General features: G+C 65.0%; 17 protein-coding genes. 8 read left to right on the top strand and 9 right to left on the bottom strand.

Annotated features, from left to right (window positions below; all coding sequences use genetic code 11):
• Positions 1–103 precede the first annotated feature (103 nt).
• Entirely contained in the window at positions 104–1177 is a 1074-nt protein-coding gene (locus ACLEJP_RS08415) for an AI-2E family transporter (RefSeq protein ID WP_440805483.1), read from the bottom strand.
• Between the two features lie 15 nt (positions 1178–1192).
• Positions 1193–2260: a DUF2066 domain-containing protein gene (locus tag ACLEJP_RS08410; protein WP_440805480.1), complete on the bottom strand. Its 1068-nt coding sequence runs from the start codon at positions 2258–2260 to the stop codon at positions 1193–1195.
• Positions 2261–2581: 321 nt separating this feature from the next.
• Between ACLEJP_RS08410 and purM the strand changes: the two genes are divergently transcribed.
• From purM to ACLEJP_RS08390, 4 genes are all read left to right on the top strand, one after another.
• Entirely contained in the window at positions 2582–3640 is a 1059-nt protein-coding gene (purM, locus tag ACLEJP_RS08405; RefSeq protein WP_186689768.1) for a phosphoribosylformylglycinamidine cyclo-ligase, read from the top strand.
• The gene (gene purN, locus ACLEJP_RS08400; RefSeq protein ID WP_289134499.1) at positions 3640–4293 is read left to right on the top strand and encodes a phosphoribosylglycinamide formyltransferase; all 654 of its coding nucleotides are present in this window, start codon (positions 3640–3642) and stop codon (positions 4291–4293) included. The genes purM and purN overlap by 1 nt, the downstream gene beginning before the upstream one ends.
• A gap of 8 nt (positions 4294–4301) precedes the next feature.
• Positions 4302–5012 carry a DUF3108 domain-containing protein gene (locus ACLEJP_RS08395; RefSeq protein ID WP_170028715.1) on the top strand — a complete coding sequence of 237 codons (711 nt, stop codon included), beginning with the start codon at positions 4302–4304 and terminating at the stop codon, positions 5010–5012.
• A gap of 321 nt (positions 5013–5333) precedes the next feature.
• The gene (locus ACLEJP_RS08390) at positions 5334–5516 is read left to right on the top strand and encodes a hypothetical protein (protein WP_144171563.1); all 183 of its coding nucleotides are present in this window, start codon (positions 5334–5336) and stop codon (positions 5514–5516) included.
• Positions 5517–5561: 45 nt separating this feature from the next.
• On the opposite strand, the gene ACLEJP_RS08385 is transcribed toward ACLEJP_RS08390, so the two are convergent.
• The 7 genes from ACLEJP_RS08385 to ACLEJP_RS08355 all read right to left on the bottom strand — a co-directional run bounded on the left by ACLEJP_RS08385 (position 5562) and on the right by ACLEJP_RS08355 (position 13837).
• Entirely contained in the window at positions 5562–6101 is a 540-nt protein-coding gene (locus ACLEJP_RS08385) for a DUF2058 domain-containing protein (RefSeq protein WP_225776678.1), read from the bottom strand.
• A 26-nt stretch (positions 6102–6127) separates the two neighbouring features.
• On the bottom strand, positions 6128–6961 hold the full coding sequence (gene mazG, locus ACLEJP_RS08380) for a nucleoside triphosphate pyrophosphohydrolase (protein ID WP_289134503.1): 834 nt from the start codon (positions 6959–6961) through the stop codon (positions 6128–6130).
• 66 nt (positions 6962–7027) lie between these two features.
• Entirely contained in the window at positions 7028–9268 is a 2241-nt protein-coding gene (relA, locus tag ACLEJP_RS08375; protein WP_225776676.1) for a GTP diphosphokinase, read from the bottom strand.
• Between the two features lie 96 nt (positions 9269–9364).
• Positions 9365–10723, bottom strand: a complete 1359-nt coding sequence (gene rlmD / locus ACLEJP_RS08370; RefSeq protein WP_440805475.1) for a 23S rRNA (uracil(1939)-C(5))-methyltransferase RlmD — start codon at positions 10721–10723, stop codon at positions 9365–9367.
• Positions 10724–11623, bottom strand: coding sequence for a cysteine synthase CysM (cysM, locus tag ACLEJP_RS08365; protein ID WP_225776674.1), 900 nt, complete (start codon positions 11621–11623; stop codon positions 10724–10726).
• A gap of 87 nt (positions 11624–11710) precedes the next feature.
• Positions 11711–13114: a histidine kinase sensor domain-containing protein gene (locus ACLEJP_RS08360; protein ID WP_440805473.1), complete on the bottom strand. Its 1404-nt coding sequence runs from the start codon at positions 13112–13114 to the stop codon at positions 11711–11713.
• Between the two features lie 3 nt (positions 13115–13117).
• Entirely contained in the window at positions 13118–13837 is a 720-nt protein-coding gene (locus tag ACLEJP_RS08355) for a response regulator transcription factor (RefSeq protein ID WP_440805471.1), read from the bottom strand.
• 193 nt (positions 13838–14030) lie between these two features.
• Here ACLEJP_RS08355 and ACLEJP_RS08350 point away from each other — a divergent pair, with 193 nt between their 5' ends.
• The 4 genes from ACLEJP_RS08350 (at position 14031) to ACLEJP_RS08335 (ending at position 18710) form a co-directional block, all read left to right on the top strand.
• Positions 14031–16787, top strand: coding sequence for a response regulator (locus tag ACLEJP_RS08350; protein ID WP_440805469.1), 2757 nt, complete (start codon positions 14031–14033; stop codon positions 16785–16787).
• A 63-nt stretch (positions 16788–16850) separates the two neighbouring features.
• On the top strand, positions 16851–17840 hold the full coding sequence (locus ACLEJP_RS08345; protein ID WP_440805468.1) for a 2-hydroxyacid dehydrogenase: 990 nt from the start codon (positions 16851–16853) through the stop codon (positions 17838–17840).
• Between the two features lie 31 nt (positions 17841–17871).
• Positions 17872–18309 carry a hypothetical protein gene (locus ACLEJP_RS08340; RefSeq protein WP_440805465.1) on the top strand — a complete coding sequence of 146 codons (438 nt, stop codon included), beginning with the start codon at positions 17872–17874 and terminating at the stop codon, positions 18307–18309.
• On the top strand, positions 18306–18710 hold the full coding sequence (locus ACLEJP_RS08335; protein WP_440805464.1) for an META domain-containing protein: 405 nt from the start codon (positions 18306–18308) through the stop codon (positions 18708–18710). The genes ACLEJP_RS08340 and ACLEJP_RS08335 overlap by 4 nt, the downstream gene beginning before the upstream one ends.
• The last annotated feature ends 1 nt before the right edge of the window (position 18711 follow it).

The raw sequence follows: 18711 nt of genomic DNA, 5'->3' as shown, positions 1-18711 counted from the left end.
ATACCCGCAGCGCGGGGCGCACAATCACGGCTGCGGATAGCACAAGCAAAATCAATGAGTTGCGTGCAAGCAAGGCGTGCACGCCGTGCAGCAGCGGCCTGCATCAAAGCTCCGGGTCGACGCCCCCGGCATACATGTCCGATTCCTTGTACAGGTCGTGCACATGCCGCAGCAGCACCATGATCACCGCCGCCACCGGCAGCGCCAGCAACACGCCGGTAAAGCCGAACAGCTCGCCGCCGGCCAGGATGGCGAAGATCACCGCCACCGGGTGCAGGCCGATGCGGTCCCCCACCAGCAACGGCGTCAGCACCATGCCTTCCAGCGCCTGGCCGACCATGAACACCGCAACGATGCCCAGCATCGGGTACAAGTCGCCACCGAACTGGAACAGGCCAGCCACCAGGGCCGCACCGATACCGATGACAAACCCCATGTACGGCACGATGGCCGCCAGCCCGGCGAGCATGCCGATCAGCAGCCCCAGCTCCAGCCCCACCAGCATCAGCCCGGCCGAATAGATGACGCCCAGGGCGACCATCACCATCAACTGCCCGCGGACGAAAGCACCCAGCACTTCGTGGCATTCCCCGGCCAGGCCCATCACTTGCGGCTCGCGCTGGCGCGGCAGCAGGCTACGCAGCTTGGCCATCATCAGGTCCCAGTCACGCAACAGATAGAAGCCCACCACCGGGATCAGCACCATGTTGGCCAACCAGGCCATCAGCGCCAGGCCCGAGGCGGTGGCATGCGACAGCAGCATGCCGACCATGTCGGTGGTCTGGCCCATGTGGCTGCCGATGGCGGCCTTGATCCGGTCGAATTTCCAGAAGCCGTCAGCCAGGCCCAGGCGGCTCTGCACCCAGGGCAACGCCACGTGCTCAAGCCAGTCGAGCATCTGTGGCGCCAGCTCGTAGAGGCGCAACAGCTGCTTGGCCAGCAGCGGCACCAGCACCAGCAGCAGGGCCAGCAGCAGCAGGGTGAACAAGCCGAACACCACGACCACGCCCCAGGTGCGCGACAGCCCCAGGCGCTCGAGGCGATCGACCAGCGGGTCGGCCAGGTAAGCCAGCAGAATGCCGACCAGAAACGGGGTGAGAATGTTGTGCAGGCTATAAAGCAGCACGGCGACCAGCAAGGCAGCGCCCAGCCAGATCCAACGGCGTACGTCGGTCATGCGGTGTGCCTCCCCTTACCAGCGAAAACGCAGGCCGTCGAACGGCGTGGCCGCAGGCTGGGCCGGCGTGGCCGGCGGCCCGCCCGCTGCCCCGGCCGCAACTGGCGGAGGCGGCAACGCCGGCGCCTGCTCGGCCGGTACTTCCTGCAGCCTGGCCAGGCCAAGCTGGGCCCGCAGCTGTTCACGGCTGCCAGTCACCGCGTAGGTCAGGGTGCTGCCCTCGACCATCTGCAGGCGCGGGCCGTAAGGTTCGAGCACGCGGGCCAGTTCGGCGTAGCGCTGCAGGTTCATGCCCTGCACTTGCACCTGCAACTGGCTGCTGGCGCCTGGGCGGGTGACGTAGCGCGGCGCCAGACGGACGCTGACCGCCTGCATCACGGCGTCAGCCAAGGCCGCCGGGTCGCTCCCCTCGGCAGTGCCTTGCTCACGCTGGTCACCCAGCCACAGCTGCCACTTGCCTTGCCACTTGCCGTCGGCTTCGCGGGCGTGCACGGCCAGCAGCGCATCGGCACCGTAGCGTTCGGAGGCTTCACGCAACGGCGCCGGGTCGCTGCCTTCGATCTGCCCGGCGTTGGCCACCAGTTGCTCCTGCAGGTCGGCCAGCGGCAGGCGCAGCGGCAGCCCACGGTGCTGGGCGGCGCGGCGCAGCGGTTGGGCGCTGGCCTGGCCGTCACCGACCAGGCTGCTGCCTTCGGCGCTGTCGTTCAGCCACCAGCCGAGGATCGACGGGCGGTTGCTGCCCCACAAGGCCAGGCCGGCCTTGCGCAGGGCCCGCTCGGTGCTGCCGGGGTCGAATTCGACCAGCACCGACTCGGGTGGCCCGGCTTCGCTGCCCACCTGGTTGATGATTTGCTGCGGGTCCTTGCGCAGCTCGGCCAGTGCCGGGTTCTGCGCCGCCTTGGGGTCGCCGGTCAGGCGCAACACCAGGGTATCGAGGGCCTTGGCGGTAGCCGCTGCGCGGGCTTCGGCGCCCGGCCCGGTCACCGCTTCGCGTACCTGGTAAAGGCCGGAGACATTTTCAGCCTGGACGGTGGCCGAGATCAGGGCCAGGCAACCGGCCGCCAGAATATTCAACAAACGCATGGAGGATTCCTGTCCAGTCGAGCTTCAAGCCGTAAGCTTCAAGCGGCAAGAAAAAGCAGGCCGAGCGCCAGGCTGCCTTGCGAAGCAGCTTGCAACTCGTTGCTTGCAGCTTATACACATGCAACCGCATCAACCACCCTAAGGCTTTTTTCAACAATTACCGCCCTGCCCGTCGACCTGAGGATGGCCGCTGCACGGCAACCCTGATAAAATCGCGCGCCTTCACAGACCACTGACGTTTCAGGCAGCCGCCGCTTACCCGCCGGCCTTGGCCGTCATGGTCGTTTTTTTAGAATCCCTCCCTCCTAAAGGCCTGGATCAATGAGCAAGCAACCCTCCCTGAGCTACAAGGACGCCGGTGTAGACATCGACGCCGGCGAAGCACTGGTCGAACGCATCAAGGGCGTGGCAAAACGCACCGCACGCCCTGAAGTCATGGGTGGCCTGGGCGGCTTCGGCGCCCTCTGCGAGATCCCGGCCGGCTACAAGCAACCGGTGCTGGTCTCCGGCACCGACGGCGTCGGCACCAAGCTGCGCCTGGCGCTGAACCTGAACAAGCACGACAGCATCGGCCAGGACCTGGTCGCCATGTGCGTCAATGACCTGGTGGTGTGCGGCGCCGAGCCGCTGTTCTTCCTCGACTACTACGCCACCGGCAAGCTCAACGTCGATGTGGCGGCCACCGTGGTCACCGGCATCGGCGCCGGTTGCGAACTGGCCGGCTGCTCGCTGGTCGGTGGTGAAACCGCCGAGATGCCAGGCATGTACGAAGGCGAAGACTACGACCTGGCCGGCTTCTGCGTCGGCGTGGTGGAAAAGGCCGAGATCATCGACGGTTCCAAGGTCGCCACCGGCGACGCGCTGATCGCCCTGCCCTCCTCGGGCCCGCATTCCAACGGCTATTCGCTGATCCGCAAGATCCTCGAAGTGTCGGCTACCGACATCGAAAACACCCAGCTGGACGGCAAGCCGCTGGCTGACCTGCTGATGGCGCCGACCCGCATCTACGTCAAGCCGCTGCTGCAACTGATCAAGAACACCGGCGCGGTCAAGGCCATGGCGCACATCACCGGTGGCGGCCTGCTGGACAACATTCCGCGCGTACTGCCGGCCAACGCCCAGGCGGTGATCGACGTGGCCAGCTGGCAGCGCCCGGCGGTGTTCGACTTCCTCCAGGAAAAAGGCAACGTCGACGAGCATGAAATGCACCGCGTGCTGAACTGCGGCGTCGGCATGGTCATCTGCGTGGCCCAGGACCAGGTAGAAGCCGCCCTGAACGAACTGCGCGCCGCCGGTGAGCAGCCATGGGTGATCGGCCACATCGCCGAAGCCGCCGAGGGCGCTGCCCAGGTCGAGCTGCAGAACCTCAAGGCACACTGATGCCAAGCAAGACCTGCAATGTAGTGGTACTGCTGTCGGGCTCCGGCAGCAACCTGCAAGCGCTGATCGACAGCTGTCAAGGCGCGGACAGCCCGGTGTGCATCCGCGCAGTGGTTTCCAACCGCGCCGACGCCTACGGCCTGCAACGCGCCGCGGCGGCCGGCATCGACAGCGTGGTGCTCGAGCACACCCAGTTCGACAGCCGTGAAGCCTTCGATGCCGCGCTGATGGCGCGCATCGACGGTTTTGCCCCGGACCTGGTGGTGCTGGCCGGCTTCATGCGTATCCTCAGTGGCGACTTCGTACGCCACTACCAGGGCCGCCTGCTCAACATCCACCCGTCGCTGCTGCCCAAGTACAAAGGCCTGCATACCCACCGACGGGCACTGGAGGCAGGCGACGCCGAGCATGGCTGCAGCGTACACTTCGTGACTGAGGAACTCGATGGCGGCCCATTGGTCGTACAGGCTGTAGTGCCGGTGGCGTCTGACGACACCGTCGAAAGCCTGGCCCAGCGGGTACACCGTCAGGAACACCTGATCTACCCGCTGGCGGTGCGCTGGTACGCTGAGGGGCGCTTGCGCCTCGGCGAACAGGGCGCATTACTGGATGGCCAACCCCTGGCGGCCAGCGGTCACCTGATTCGATCCTAGGAGAATTTATGCGTCGCGCCCTGCTCTTGGCTCTCGCCGTGCTCGCCCTGCCCCTCCAGGCAGCTGATCTGAAGCCTTTCTCGGCCAGCTACACCGCCGACTGGAAGCAGCTGCCCATGAGCGGCACCGCCGAGCGCAGCCTGGTCAAGAATGCCAACGGTACCTGGGACCTTAACTTCAAGGCCTCCATGATGATCGCCAGCCTGACCGAGCAAAGCACCCTGCGCATGGACAACGATACCCTGCTGCCGCAGCAGTATCACTTCGAGCGCGGTGGCCTGGGCAAGGCCAAGAAAGTCGACCTGAACTTCGACTGGAACGCCAAGAAAGTCACCGGCAGCGACCGTGGCGATGCCATCAACCTGCCGCTGAACCGTGGTGTGCTGGACAAGTCATCCTACCAGCTGGCCCTGCAGCATGACGTGGCCGCCGGCAAGAAGAGCATGACCTACCAGGTGGTCGACGGCGACGAGATCGACACCTACGACTTCCGCGTGCTGGGTACCGAAAAGGTCACCACCAAGACCGGCCAGGTGGATGCGGTGAAGGTCGAGCGTGTGCGTGACCCTAGCCAGAGCAAGCGCATCACCGAGCTGTGGTTTGCCAAGAACTGGGATTACCTGCTGGTGCAACTGCGCCAGGTCGAGACCGACGGCAAGGAGTACGTGATCGTGCTGCAGGATGGCACGGTCGATGGCAAGCCGGTGAAGGGCAACTGATCCGCGCTGCCCGCAGTACCCGAAGCCCCGCCTTGTGCGGGGCTTTTTTTTGCGTGCTTTTCACCGACTTCTACAGGAGCGGCCTTGTGTCGCGATGGGCCGCAGAGCGGCCCCGGCAATCTTGCGTCAAGGCAAAGATCCTGGGGCCGCTGCGCGCCCCATCGCGACACAAGGCCGCTCCTACAAAAGCGCACCAATAGGCCCAGGGGCTGTTGATGAAACTTGTTTCATGGCTATTTTATTTACTTAGCCTGCTAACAAACTCTATAAAGAGGGCGTGCGACAGAGTGTCGCAGCCAACTCAAGCAGTGGAGTTTAGCGATGACAGTCCAAGTAACCGAACGCGACGAATCGAAAATGTCCCACGAAGGCCTGGCCGCTGGCGTGCGGATCTGGGATGTGCACCAACAAGGCCAACTGGTAGGCATGTTCCACAATGAACACGAAGCACACCAGTACCGGGCCGAGCTGGAAGACCTGGAAAACCAGCGCGCCACACAGTGAATCCGCTACCCATGAAAAACCCCGCCAAGGCGGGGTTTTTGCTGTTTACCACATCAGGTCGTCCGGGATCTTGTACGCCGCATACGGGTCATCCTCGTCCGCTTCCTCGACATGGGTGTTGAGCAGCAGGACACGGCTGGGGTCGCGCTCCTGGATCTTCACCGCCGCTTCGCGGGGGATGACCTCGTAGCCACCGGCAAACGACACCACGGCCAGCGCACCGTTGCTCAGCTTGGTACGCATCAGGGCGTTGACGGCAATACGCTTGACCTTCTTGTCGTCGACGAAGTTGTAGTAGTCCTCGGTGTTCAGCTTGGGCAGGCGGGTGGCTTCGATCAGTTGCTTGATCTGCGCGGCCCGGGCCTTCTGCTCGGCTTTTTCCTGCTGCTGGCGGTTCAGTTCCTGGTCACGCTTGGCCTTCTCGGCCATGGCTTCCTTGGCCAAGCGCTGCTGGCTGTCGTCCACCTCGACCTGGCCTTTGTGCTCCAGGCGTTTCTGTTTCTTCTCGGCCTTGTTGGCCTGGGAAACCTGTTTCTGGTTGACCAGACCGGCTTTGAGCAATTGGTCGCGAAGGGAAAGGCTCATGAATGTTCACTCACTTATGCAACAGCTCAGCCGCAGCTGGGCAGGTTCTTTTCCTGACGTTTGGCCTCGCCCCAAAGGGCGTCCAGTTCGTCAAGGCTACAATCTTCGATGGGGCGCCCACTGTCGCGCAATGCCTGTTCGATGAAGCGAAAACGCCGCTCGAACTTGCGGTTGGCGCGACGCAGGGCATGTTCCGGGTCGTGCTTGAGGTGGCGGGCCAGGTTGACGGTGGCGAACAGCAGGTCGCCGATTTCATCCTCGAGCGCATCGCTATCGCCGTCGGCCATGGCCTGCAGCACTTCGTCCAGTTCCTCGCGGACCTTGTCCAGCACGGGCAGTGCCGCGGGCCAGTCGAAACCGACGGTGGCCGCGCGCTTTTGCAGTTTGGCGGCACGCGACAAGGCCGGCAATGCCGCCGGTACGTCATCAAGCAGCGACAACTGCTCGGGCTGGCTCTTTTCCGCGCGCTCCTCGGCCTTGATTTCTTCCCAGCGTGACTTGACCTGGGCCTCGCTCAGGCTTGGGGTGTCTACCGGCGCATACAACTCACCCGTGGGGAACACATGCGGGTGGCGGCGAATGAGCTTGCGGGTGATGCTGTCGACCACGCCATCGAACTCGAAGCGCCCTTCCTCGCGGGCCAGCTGGCTGTAGTAGACCACCTGGAACAGCAGGTCGCCCAGTTCGCCTTGCAGGTGCTCGAAATCGCCGCGCTCGATGGTGTCGGCGACCTCGTAGGCCTCCTCGATGGTGTGCGGGACGATACTCGCGTAGTTCTGCTGCAGGTCCCATGGGCAGCCGTATTGCGGGTCGCGCAGGCGGGCCATGAGGTGCAGCAGGTCGTCAAGGGTATAGGTCATCCAGGCAAGTCCTTCGGGGGTGGCTGCTTCGCGGATCAACCGCCCCGCGAAGCAGGCGCCGCGGTATCAAGGCGTCCGATTACGCCGCGTCTCGATGATGTTCGGCAACTGCGAGATCCGCCCCAGCAGACGCCCCAGTGCGTCCAGGCCAGGAATCTCGATGGTCAAGGACATCAAAGCGGTGTTGTCTTCCTTGTTCGAGCGGGTATTCACCGCCAGCACGTTGATTTTCTCGTTCAGCAGCACCTGCGACACGTCGCGCAACAGGCCCGGGCGGTCGTAGGCACGGATGACGATGTCGACCGGGTAGGTCTGCACCGGGATCGGCCCCCAGCTGACCTGGATCATGCGCTCGGGCTCCTTGCCTGCCAGCTGCAGCACCGAGGCGCAGTCCTGGCGGTGGATGCTCACGCCACGACCCTGGGTGATGTAGCCGACGATGGCGTCGCCCGGCAACGGCTGGCAGCAGCCGGCCATCTGCGTCAGCAGGTTGCCGACACCCTGGATCTGAATGTCGCCACGCTTGCCGCTCCGCGGCCCGGTTGGCTTGCGCGGCACCAGTTCGATCTGTTCGATGCGCTCGGGCTCCAGCAGTTGCTGGGCCGCGTTGACCAGATGAGCCAGGCGCAGGTCGCCGGCGCCAAGCGAGGCGAACATGTCCTCGGCGGTCTTGACGTTGGTCTTCTCGGCCAGGCGCTCGAAGTCCACCTGAGGCAGGCCCAGGCGGCTGAGCTCGCGCTCGAGCAAGGTCTTGCCGGCAGCGACGTTCTGGTCGCGTGCCTGCAGCTTGAACCAGTGCACGATCTTGGCCCGGGCGCGCGAGGTGGTGACATAGCCCAGGTTGGAGTTCAACCAGTCACGGCTGGGGTTGCCGTGCTTGCTGGTGATGATCTCGACCTGCTCGCCGGTCTGCAGGCTGTAGTTGAGCGGTACGATGCGCCCGTTGATCTTGGCGCCGCGGCAGTTGTGACCGATTTCGGTGTGCACGCGGTAGGCGAAGTCCAGCGGGGTGGCGCCCTTGGGCAGGTCGATGGCGTGGCCGTCCGGGGTGAACACATAGACCCGGTCCGGCTCGATATCGACCCGCAACTGCTCGGCCAGGCCACCGATGTCGCCCAGTTCTTCGTGCCATTCCAGCACCTGGCGCAGCCAGGAGATCTTTTCTTCGTAGTGGTTGGAGCTGGACTTGACGTCGGTGCCCTTGTAGCGCCAGTGGGCGCAGACCCCGAGTTCGGCTTCCTCGTGCATGCCGTGGGTACGGATCTGCACCTCCAGCACCTTGCCCTCGGGGCCGATCACCGCGGTGTGCAGCGAGCGGTAGCCGTTTTCCTTGGGGTTGGCGATGTAGTCGTCGAACTCCTTGGGAATGTGCCGCCACAACGTGTGCACGATACCCAGTGCGGTGTAGCAGTCGCGGATTTCCGGCACCAGCACGCGCACCGCGCGCACGTCGTAGATCTGGCTGAACTCCAGGCCCTTGCGCTGCATCTTGCGCCAGATCGAATAGATATGTTTTGCCCGGCCGCTGATGTCGGCCTTGACGCCGGTGGCCAGCAGTTCGTTCTGCAACTGGTTCATCACGTCGCTGATGAAGCGCTCGCGGTCCAGCCGCCGCTCGTGCAGCAGCTTGGCAATCTGCTTGTACTGGTCGGGTTCAAGGTAGCGGAAGGACAGGTCTTCCAGCTCCCACTTGATGTGGCCGATGCCCAGGCGGTGGGCCAGCGGCGCATAGATATCGAACACCTCGCGGGCGACACGCAGGCGTTTCTCGTCATCGGCGGCCTTGACCGCACGGATCGCGCAGGTGCGCTCGGCCAGCTTGATCAGCGCCACGCGCACGTCATCGACCATGGCCACGAGCATCTTGCGCAGGTTCTCGACCTGCGCCTGCGAACCCAGCACCAGCGATTGCCGCGGGCTGAGGCTGGCGCTGATCGCCGCCATGCGCAGCACGCCGTCGATCAGCTTGGCCACCACCGGGCCGAAACGCTGGCTGACCTCGGCCAGGGTCACCTTGCCCTCACGCACCGAGCGGTAGATGACGGCTGCTACCAGGGAATCCTGGTCGAGCTTGAGGTCTGCGAGGATCTCGGCGATTTCCAGGCCCGCCTGGAAGCTGGACGTCCCGTCCGCCCAGGAATGCTTGGCCGGGTTGCCTTTTTTCTCGACCTCATGGGCGAACTCGCAGGCCTCCTTCAGCGCTGCGCGATCCAGTGCCGAATCGACGCTCACCACATGGTCCAACCATGCATCGAGATTGATACTGCCGTCAGTGTTGACCGGCTGGTGCACTCTCACCTGTACCATCTTTGTTTTACCTTTCCATACAGCGCACCACGCGGGTGCGCTGGCGATCACCGTGCGGCTGCCATTCCGTGAAAGCCGCACCAAGGGGCCAGTCAGCTAGCCCGCTTCGAATAACGCCATGGCCTCGACATGCGCCGTCTGAGGAAACATGTCGAGAATCCCGGCCCTTTTTAACCGGTACCCCTGGCCGACCAGCACCTGGGCGTCTCGCGCCAGCGTGGCCGGGTTGCACGATACATAGACCAGCCTTCTGGCCTTGAGGCGGGCGATGCCTTGCACCACCTCGAAAGCACCGTCGCGCGGTGGATCCAAGAGTACCGCAGAAAAGCCCTCGGCGGCCCATCCGGTGCCTGCCAAAGGCTGCGATAAATCGGCCTGAAAAAACCGTGCGTTATGCACATTGTTGTTCCGGGCATTGGCTGCGGCCCGGTCGACCATGGCCTGCACGCCTTCCACTGCCACCACCTCGCGCGCCTGGCGTGCCAGCGGCAGGGCGAAGTTGCCCAGGCCGCAGAACAGGTCCAGCACACGCTCGTCGGCCTGCGGTGCAAGCCAGGCCAGGGCCTGCTCGATCATTGCCGTGTTGACCTGGGCATTCACCTGCACGAAGTCCCCCGGGCGCCAGGCCAGCTCCAGTTGCCAGGGCGCCAGGGCGAAGCCCAGTTGCGCTGTCGGCTCCACCGCTGCCGGCTCGCCTTCGCCTTGCAGCCACAATTGCGCCCTGGCCTGCACGCAGAACGCCTGCAGCCTGGCCAGGTCTTCTGCCGGCAGCGGCGCGACATGACGCACCAGCAGCGCCTCAGCGCTGCCGCTGAACAATTCGACATGGCCCAGCGCCTGCGGCTTGCTCAATGAACGCAGCACGGTCGGCAAGTGGCGCAGGATCGCCTGCAAGGGCTGTACCAGCACTGCGCAATCATCGATGGCAATGATGTCCTGGCTGGCTTCGGCGCGGAAGCCTACCTGCAGTTGGCGTGCCTTGGCATCCCAACGCACCGCCACGCGGGCCCGGCGCCGGTAGCCGAATTCAGGCCCGCTCAGCGGCGCAGCCCATTCCTCGGGCTGCACGCCGGCCACCCGCTGCAACTGCTCGGCCAGGGTACGCTGCTTGAGCGCCAGCTGTGCCTCGAGGGGCAGGTGCTGCAGGTTGCAGCCACCGCAACGGCCGTAATACCGGCAGGGCGCCTCGCGGCGCTCGGGGCTGGCCTGCAGCAGCCGCTCCAGGCGGGCCTCGACCACTTTGCCACGAGCGTTGAGCACCCGCGCCTCCACGGCCTCACCGGCCAGGGCGCCGCTGACGAACCAGGTGCGCCCCTCGAAGAAGGCGATACCGCGGCCGTCACCGGCCAGGCGCTCGATATCCAGCCGCTGTTTCTTGCCCACGGGCACCTGGGCGGTACGGTTGCCGCCGGCCGGCTGGAAACGCAGGCCGCTGTTGCTTTTCTTCTTGGACATTTAGCTCAGGTCGAACAGGCCGGTGGACAGGTAACGGTCGCCACGGTCGCAGATGATCGCGACCATCGTGGCGTTTTCCACCTCGCGGGACAGGCGCAGCATGGCCGCGACCGCACCACCGGAAGACACGCCGCAGAAAATACCCTCTTCACGGGCAAGACGGCGCGTGGTGTCTTCGGCTTCCTGCTGCGACATGTCGACCACGCGGTCGACGCGGGTGGCGTCGAAGATCTTCGGCAGGTACTCCTCGGGCCAGCGGCGGATGCCGGGGATGGCCGAGCCTTCCATCGGTTGCAGGCCGATGATCTGCACCGCCGGGTTCTGTTCCTTGAGGTACTGCGAGCAGCCCATGATGGTACCGGTGGTGCCCATGGAGCTGATGAAATGGGTGATGGTGCCCTGGGTCTGCTGCCAGATCTCCGGGCCGGTGCTGGTGTAATGGGCGATCGGGTTGTCGCCGTTGGCGAACTGGTCCAGCACCAGGCCACGGCCTTCGGCTTGCAGCTTCTCGGCCAGGTCACGGGCACCTTCCATGCCCTCTTCCTTGGTCACCAGGATCAGCTCGGCACCGTAGGCGGTCATGGCGGCCTTGCGTTCGGCGGTAGAGTTGTCGGGCATGATCAGGATCATCTTGTAGCCCTTGATCGCCGCCGCCATCGCCAGGGCGATGCCGGTGTTGCCGGAGGTGGCTTCGATCAGGGTGTCGCCGGGCTTGATCTGGCCGCGCAGTTCGGCGCGGGTGATCATCGACAGTGCCGGGCGGTCCTTCACCGAGCCGGCAGGATTGTTACCTTCGAGCTTGAGCAGGAGGGTATTGCTGGTTTCGCCAGCGATGCGCTGCAGGCGAACCAGAGGCGTATTGCCGACGCAATCGGCGATGGTTGGGTACTGCAAGGTCATGGCGTATTTCACAATCCGGACGGCAGGGGCGCCTATCATACCGGCAAACCCTTCGCGGCCATATCACGCAATCTGTGATGGATATAGCTACAAGCTATATGTACCTGTTGTGCTTGCCCTGAGGGGCCGCGCTGGCTGCTGGGTGACCGGCGCATGTAACGGCAAGCGCAGCCACAACCGCAACCCGCGTTTGCCGTTTTCCGCCCACAGGGTCCCGCCCTGGCGCTGGATGGCACTGCGGGCGATGCTCAACCCCAGGCCGAAGCCCCCGTCCCCGGGCCGTGAGCCGTCCAGCCGCGAGAACGGCGCAAAAATCCGCTCCAGGTCCGCGTCACCTACGCCGCCACCTTCATCCTCCAGCCACAGCCGCCAATAGCTGCCGTCACGCTGCCCGCCCAAGCGCACCACACCCTCGGCCGGTGAATGCCGAATGGCATTGCGCAACAGGTTCTCCAGCGCCTGGGCAAGATGATTGAGGTTGCCCTGCACCCAGCAGTCGGCCGGCACTTCACAGCGCAACCGCGCCAGCGGCCAGCCGCTCTCGTAGCTGGCGTTCTCGGCCAGCAACTCCCACAAGGCGTGGATTTCGATCGGTTCCAGGTTCATCGGCCCACGTTCGGCGTCTTGCCAGGCCAGTTGCAAGGTGTCCTCGACCAGTTGCTGCATGCAGGCCAATTCTCGCGACAGGCGTTCGCGCAGGCGCGGCAGGTCGGTTTCACCATCGCAGGCCACGCGCAGCCGGCTGAGCGGCGTGCGCATTTCATGGGACAGGTCGCGCAGCAATTGCTGCTGCATGGCCACGGTGCCCTGCAAGCGCTCGGCCATCTGGTCGAAGGCGCGGGCCAGTTCGCCCAGTTCGTCGTGGCGGGCGATGGTACGTGAGTCGAGTCGCGCCGACAGCTGGTCGGCGCGCCAGGCGTTGGCCTGCTCGCGCAACTGGTTCAACGGCACGATCAGCATGCGGTAGAGACCCACGCACAGCAGCAGGGTGAACAGCCCAGGGATGATGCCGTTGGTGACGACCCGCCATAACAGGCGGTGCTGGCCAGGGTTGAAGCGCTGCGGCAGTTCGATCACCAGCAGGCCCTGCTCCGCTGCCCCCGGAAACGGTATGCGCAGCCATGGCTGACCCACGGTGCGCTGACTCATCGGCCAGTCGACACCGCGCAGGCGGGTCAGGCGTTGCATGGTCTGCGGGTCGAGGCTGGCGCTGTCGAGTGGCCGCAGGTTGAGGTCGAAAACACCAACCCAGCCGCGTTCGCGCTGGCGCATGCTTGCTACCCAGCGGTCCAGCCCCGCACGCCCGCCGCTGCGCCAGGCCTGCTCGGCCTCGCTGGCATAACCACGCAACACCTGCTGTGCCCGTGCCGAAAGAAAGGCGTCCTGGGTTTCCATGTGCCGCCCCCAGGTGTAGCTGAGGCCGATCATCAGCAGGCAGAAGCCCACCAGCAGGATGGCCAGTTTCCAGAACAACGAGTGGCGGTCGAGCATGGGTCACTCCACCTCGCTGGCGCTGAGCACGTAGCCCTTGCCCCACACGGTACGGACCTGGCGTGCGTGATAACCGAGGGCCTTGAGCTTGCGGCGGATCTGGCTGACATGCATGTCCAGGCTGCGATCATGCCGCGAATAGCTTCGTTGCAGTACCTGCTGGTACAGGAACGGCTTGCTCAACACCTCGTCGGGGTTGCGGTTGAGGATATCGAGCAGACGATATTCGCTGGGGGTGAGGCCGGCCAGGCGGCCGTCCAGGCGTACATCGCACAAGCCCTCGTCGTAGTGCAATTCACCACTGGCGGGCTGCGCCTGCGGGGCGCGGTGGCGACGTTCGAGGGCGACCCGGCGCAGGATTGCCTCGATGCGCACCTGCAGTTCGGCCATGCTGAACGGCTTGGGCAGGTAGTCATCGGCGCCGCGCTGGAAACCGTTGATGCGGTCGGCCTCGGCACCCAGTGCCGACATCAGGATTACCGGCGTGGCGCTGCGTTTGCGCAATTGCGCCAGGGCCTCCAGGCCATTGAGCCCGGGCAGCAGGATGTCCAGCAGCACCACATCGAAGGCGTGACGCCCTGCTGTTTCCAGCCCCTCCAGGCCATTGCGGCACCAGGTCACGTGGAAACCGCCGCGTTGCAGCATTTCGTGCAGGTAGGCGCCCAGCACCGGGTCATCCTCGATCGCGAGGATATTGCAGTTGTGAACAGCTTCGGGATTCATTGGCAACTGCCATGCATTCTCAATTGCGCGATTATCGAGTATCCACCGCCCGCCGGGCAACCGCGCTGCGACCAATGCACGGCAACCGGCATGAAACACCGACTAAACAGGTGCAATGCTGCCGCAGGCGGAGTAACTTCCCGCCTTGGCCGTCATCGCTTGACGGCGTCCAGGCACATGACAGGAGGCGAGTGTGCTCGATCGCTTGGGAATACGCAGCCGGGTCCTGCTGCTGGCCCTGCTGCCGGCCGGCCTGATGGCGCTGGTGCTGGGCGGCTACTTCACCTGGCTGCAGCAAAACGACCTGCGCACCCAGTTGCTGCAACGCGGCAAGATGATTGCCGAACAACTGGCACCGCTGGCCGCACCCGCCATGGCCAGGCTGGCACCGGCGCAGCTGGAGCGCATCGCCGCACAGACCCTGGAACAGGCCGATGTGCGCGCCGTCGCCTTCCTGGCCCCGGACCGCACACGCCTGGCCCACGCCGGCCCGAGCATGCTCAACCAGCCGCCAAGCGGCGGCACCGGCATGCAATTACTGCAGCGCAGCGGCAATGATGCCACGCGCTACCTGATGCCGGTGTTCGGCCACCACCGCGACCTGGCCACCGATGCCGTGCCGGCCGAAGCCGAACGCCTGCTGGGCTGGGTCGAGATCGAACTGTCCCACGACGGCACGCTGCTGCGCGGCTACCGCAACCTGTTCACCAGCCTGTTGCTGATCCTCGCCTGCCTGGTGCTCAGCGGCCTGCTGGCGCTGCGCATGAGCCGTACCATCAACGACCCCATCGAGCGCATCAAGCACGCGGTCAACCAGCTCAAGGACGGCCATCTGGAAGAACGCCTGCCGACCATGGGCAGCCATGAACTGGACGAACTGGCGCGCGGCATCAACCGCATGGCCGAAACCCTGCACAACGCCCATGAGGAACTGCAGCACAGCATCGACCAGGCCACCGAGGACGTGCGCCAGAACCTCGAAACCATCGAGATCCAGAACATCGAGCTGGACATGGCGCGCAAGGAAGCGCTGGAGGCCAGCCGCATCAAGTCGGAATTCCTGGCCAACATGAGCCATGAAATCCGCACCCCGCTCAACGGCATCCTCGGCTTCACCCACCTGCTGCAGAAAAGCGAACTGACCCCGCGGCAGCTGGACTACCTGGGCACCATCGAGAAATCCGCCGACAACCTGCTGGGAATCATCAACGAGATCCTCGACTTCTCCAAGATCGAGGCCGGCAAGCTGGTGCTCGACAGTATTCCGTTCAACCTGCGGGACCTGGTCCAGGATACCCTGACCATCCTCGCCCCGGCTGCCCATGCCAAGCAACTGGAGCTGCTCAGCCTGATCTACCGCGACACCCCGTCGTCGCTGATCGGCGACCCGCTGCGGCTCAAGCAGATCCTCACCAACCTGGTCAGCAACGCCATCAAGTTCACCCGCGAGGGCACCATCGTCGTGCGCGCCATGCTCGAAGACGAGCACGAAGACAGCGCACAGTTGCGCATCAGCGTGCAGGATACGGGTATCGGCCTGTCGCCCCAGGATGTGCGCACGCTGTTCCAGGCGTTCAGCCAGGCCGACAACTCGTTGGCACGCCAGCCCGGCGGTACCGGCCTGGGCCTGGTGATCTCCAAGCGTCTGATCGAGCAGATGGGCGGCGAGATCGGCGTCGACAGCACCCCGGGCGAAGGTTCGCAGTTCTGGATCAGCCTCAACCTGCCCAAGGCCCACGACGATCTCCAGGAGCCACCACTGCAACCGCTGCTGGGCCGCCGCGCGGCCATTGTCGATGGTCACGAACTGGCCCGCCAGGCGCTGGAACACCAGCTGGAAGATTGCGGGCTCAGCGTCAGCCTGTTCACCTCCTATGCCCAGTTGCTGCAGGGTGTACAGGCCGCCAGCCAGGCCGGCCAGCCATTCGAGTTCGCCGTGCTCGGGGCCAACCTGGGCAACCTGTCGCCCGAACAGCTGGGCCATTACCACCAGCAGCTGGAACGTTACCATTGCCAGTGCGTGGTGCTGTGCCCGACTACCGAGCAGGCGCTGTATCATCCCTACCTGCCCAATGGCCATGGCCAACTGCTGTCCAAGCCGACTTGCACCCGCAAACTGCGGCGCCTGTTGCTGGAGCTGGTGCAACCGCGCCGTCCCCAGGGCGAGGCGAACAGTGCCAACGGCCAACGCCAGCCGAAGATCCTCTGTGTCGACGACAATGCCGCCAACCTGCTGCTAGTGCAGACCCTGCTTGAAGACCTGGGGGCCGAGGTGCTCGCCGTCGACAACGGCTATGCTGCGGTGCACGCGGTGCAGAACGAGCCCTTCGACCTGGTGCTGATGGACGTGCAGATGCCCGGCATGGACGGCCGTGCCTGCACCGAGCAGATCCGCCTGTGGGAAAACACCCAGAGCGGCAACCCGCTGCCGATCGTCGCCCTCACCGCCCACGCCATGGCCAACGAGAAACGTGCGTTGCTGCACGGCGGCATGGACGACTACCTGACCAAACCGATCAGCGAACGGCAACTGGCCCAGGTGGTGATGAAATGGACCGGGCTCAGCCTGGGCACGCCACAGCAGGAGCGCCTGGCCGAACAACAGGCCAGCGGCGATGAACTGCAGGTACTCGACCCCGAAGAAGGCCTGCGCCTGGCTGCCGGCAAGGCGGACCTGGCGGCCGACATGCTGAACATGCTGCTGGCCTCGCTGGAGGCCGACCGCGAAGCCATACGCGCCGCCCGCGAGGCCGACGACCGCACCACGCTGATCGAGCAGGTGCACCGCCTGAACGGCGCCTCGCGCTACTGCGGTGTCCCGCAGCTGCGCGCCGCGTGCCAACGCAGCGAGACCTTGCTCAAGCAGGAACACCCGCAGGCGCAACAGGCGCTGGATGAGCTGGATGCTGCCATCGACCGCCTGGCTGTCCAGGCCAGGTTGAGCGCCTGAGCAGAGCGGCCTTTGCAACAGCGGCTTGGTGCCGCAGCCCAGTGAATCTTGAGGAGCATTAGCATGCGCGCCCTGTTGTTCAGCAGCCAGCACTACGACCAGGAAAGCTTCAGCCAGGCCGCCAGCGGCAGCAGCGTGGACCTGCATTTCCAGCCTGCCCGCCTGACCCTCGACACCGCTGCCCTGGCCTACGGCTACGAGGTGGTCTGCGCCTTCATCAATGACGAACTCGACGCCCCGGTGCTGCAGCGCCTGGCCGCCGGCGGCACGCGCCTGATCGCCTTGCGCTCGGCCGGCTACAACCATGTCGACCTGGCCACCGCCCGGCGTCTGGGCCTGACCGTGGTGCGCGTGCCCGCCTACTCGCCGCATGCCGTGGCGGAACATGCCGTTGCGCTGATCCTGGCCCTCAACCGGCGCCTGCACCGGGCCTACAACCGCACCCGCGAAGGTGATTTCACCTTGCACGGGCTGACCGGCTTCGACCTGCACGGCAAGACCGTCGGCGTGGTCGGCACCGGCCAGATCGGCGCCGCCTTCGCCCGCATCATGGCCGGTTTCGGCTGCCAGCTGCTGGCCTACGACCCCCACCCCAACCCAGAGCTGCTAGCGCTGGGCGCGCGCTACCTGCCGTTGCCCGAGCTGCTGCGCGAAGCCGGTATCATCAGCCTGCACTGCCCGCTGAACGAGCACACCCGCCACCTGATCAATGCGCAAAGCCTGGCCCGGCTGCAACCCGGCGCCATGCTGATCAACACCGGCCGCGGCGCGCTGGTCGACACCCCGGCACTGATCGACGCACTCAAGAGCGGCCAGCTCGGCTACCTGGGCCTGGACGTCTATGAGGAAGAAGCCCAGCTGTTCTTCGAGGACCGCTCCGACCTGCCACTGCAGGACGACGTACTGGCCCGCCTGCTGACCTTCCCCAACGTGATCGTCACGGCTCACCAGGCCTTCCTGACCCGTGAAGCCCTGGCTGCCATCGCTGCGACCACACTGGACAACATCAACCGCTGGGCGGCAGGCAAACCACAGAATCTGGTGATGGGTTAGTGCTAGGATACGCGGCATTTCTGGAGGACCCATGGTCGAGCACGATTTCCGTTACACCCTTTTCAACCCGCAACACACCCTGATCGAGTGCCGCGCCCTGGTACCGGGCCGTTACCAGGTCACCGGCAACGGTGGTTCGATGCACAAAGGCGATACCCTGCTGGTCACCCTCAAGGGCAGCAAGGACCTGTCGATGCGACTCACCGTGGACAGCGTGCGCCACCTGATCAACCCGCGCGGCCAGTGGGTCGCCGTGGCCAGTGGCCCGGTATTCAACGAGCTGGAAATCCTCGCCTGGCAGGTCGCCTGCGACAGCTGCGACGCCGTGCTCGACTTCGAGTTTGCAGTGGATGCCAAGCTGGGCAAGAAAGCCCGCCAACCTGCCGCCAGCGCACGGATTGCCGAGCTGGGTTGGGCCAGCCGTGGCGAGAAACACCTGTGCCCGCGTTGCCAGGAGAGCGCCGAGTGAAGAATCTGCTGACCGGCGTGCTGATTGCCTCCGGCCTGCTGGGCTGCGCCGCCGAACCTGCCAGGCTGCAGCAGGAGCGCAGCTATATCCTGGAGTGGATTGGCGAACGGCCGCTGATCGATTACAGCCACCTGACCCTGACCCTGGCCAGCGATGGCCGCGCCTATGGCAACGCGGGCTGCAACCATTGGTTTGCGCCATACACGCTGGAGGGCGAACACCTGAGCTTCGGCAAGGTCGGCAAGACCCGCAAACTGTGCGCGCCGGCCTTGATGGAGCAGGAACGACGCTTCCTGCAGGCGCTGGAAACCGTGCAACGCTGGGACGTGTCGCCGATCGAGCAGATGCGTTTCTGGCCGGCCGAGGGCAAGCCGTTGCGCTTCTGGCCTGAGGAAGGCTGAA

The organism is Pseudomonas sp. SMV7 (assembly GCF_052041995.1).
GTDB lineage: Bacteria > Pseudomonadota > Gammaproteobacteria > Pseudomonadales > Pseudomonadaceae > Aquipseudomonas.
Note: the sequence above shows the minus strand (reverse complement) of the source record. Positions and strands in the feature narration are given on the sequence as shown.